At 68.7% G+C, this 1,520-nt stretch carries 1 protein-coding gene; it reads right to left on the reverse strand.

Annotated elements, in window-relative coordinates:
• Positions 1–1,418: ISAzo13 family transposase (locus tag ACFV9M_RS42015; RefSeq protein ID WP_385079919.1), on the reverse strand; the 1,418-nt coding region annotated here is incomplete at its 3' end.
• Positions 1,419–1,520 lie beyond the last annotated feature (102 nt).

Raw genomic sequence — 1,520 nt, forward strand, 5'->3', positions numbered from 1 at the left:
TTTTTGAGGAGGAAGACGACGAGTTGGTCGGCGGCGGACAGCCGTCTGCCGCCGGCACCGGGGCCACCATCGGGACGTTTTCCGGGAAGGAGGATCGGTGGATGCTCGGCACGCCAGGCGCGGTAGCGGGCGGCGAGATCATCGAAGGCGGCGGGTTCCAGGCCGGTGAGGCTGGGATGCCGCAGCCAGACGGGGAGTTTGTCGCCGGCCGGGAAACGGCCGAACTCGGCCGGCCTGGAGGGCACTGGAGGAGCCAGGGGTTCGGGTCGCAGCGTGTAGTTCCAGGTCCCGTGCCATTCGTGCGGGCTGAGGGGGAGGCGGTCCATGACGTCGTCGGGGACGGTGACGCCGGTGGGGTAGGCGCCGGGGTCGAGTTCGGCGTGGACGGCCAGTCCGGTGCGGGTGCGAGTGGCGCCGATGGCGCTGACCACGACTTCATGGCTGGTCAGGGGCCTGCCGCGCCAGTTGATGCTGATCTGGGAAAACAGCCGGTGTTCTATCTTGTTCCACTTTGAAGTGCCCGGAGGAAAGTGACACACGGTCACCTGCAGCCCGGTGTCGTGGGCGAAGGCGGCGAGTTCTTTCTTCCACGCGCGCACCCGGTAGCCGTTGGAACCTCCGGCATCAGCGGTGATCAGCAGACGGGAGGCGCGCGGGTAACGGTGTCGGCCTTCCCCGTCCCACCAACGACGCAAGGTGGCCACGGCGAACGCGGACGTGTCACCGTCGCACCCCACCGACACCCAGCCGGCATCCGCGCCGATGTCATAGATCCCGTACGGCACCGCCTTCAGTGCGCCCTTCTCGGGAAAGTCATGGGCACGCACCTGCACCGGCTGCCCGGCTCGGTGCCACTCGCGCCCGGCGACCGCGTACTGACCGAGGGTCTCCTTCTTCTTGGTGTCCACGCTGATGACCGGCTGCCCATCCGCGAGATACGCCTTCGCCTGGTCGTTGATGTAGTGGAACTGGGCATCCCGGTCCGGGTGACGGGCCCCCTCGGTGGTGCGCGAGGTGCCCTGCAAGGAGAACCCTTCGGCCTTCAGCAGCGCGGCCACCGTGTCGTGACCGACCCGGTGCCCCTGTCGGGACAGCTCCGCGGCCAGGACACGGGTGGACTTCACCGTCCACCGCAACGGCGACTCCGGATCTCCCCGCTGGTCCGGCTCGACCAGCGCGAGCAACGCCGGGACCAGTTCCGGATCAACGTCTCGCAGCCGCTTGCGGCCCGCGCCCGCCACCCGGACCCGGCCATCGGGCCCTTCATCCTGTTCCAACTCGCGCAACCCACGCGACACCGTGGACTCCGCCGCCCCCGCAGCTGCCGCCACCAGGCGAATCCCGCCGTGCCCCCGCACCCGGGCAGCAGCCCCCAGCACCAGCCGTCGCTGCCGCTCGTCCAGATACGGCAGCAACAACTCGAACGCCTCCGAAAGCCCCGCCTCGATCCCCTCCGCCACACCAGCATCCTACGAGCCAACAGAACTCAGAAACCGAGGAGTTATTTTTCGACAGCCCCC

The sequence above is a fragment of the Streptomyces sp. NPDC059895 genome (assembly GCF_042731035.1).
In the GTDB taxonomy this organism is placed as follows: Bacteria; Actinomycetota; Actinomycetes; order Streptomycetales; family Streptomycetaceae; genus Streptomyces.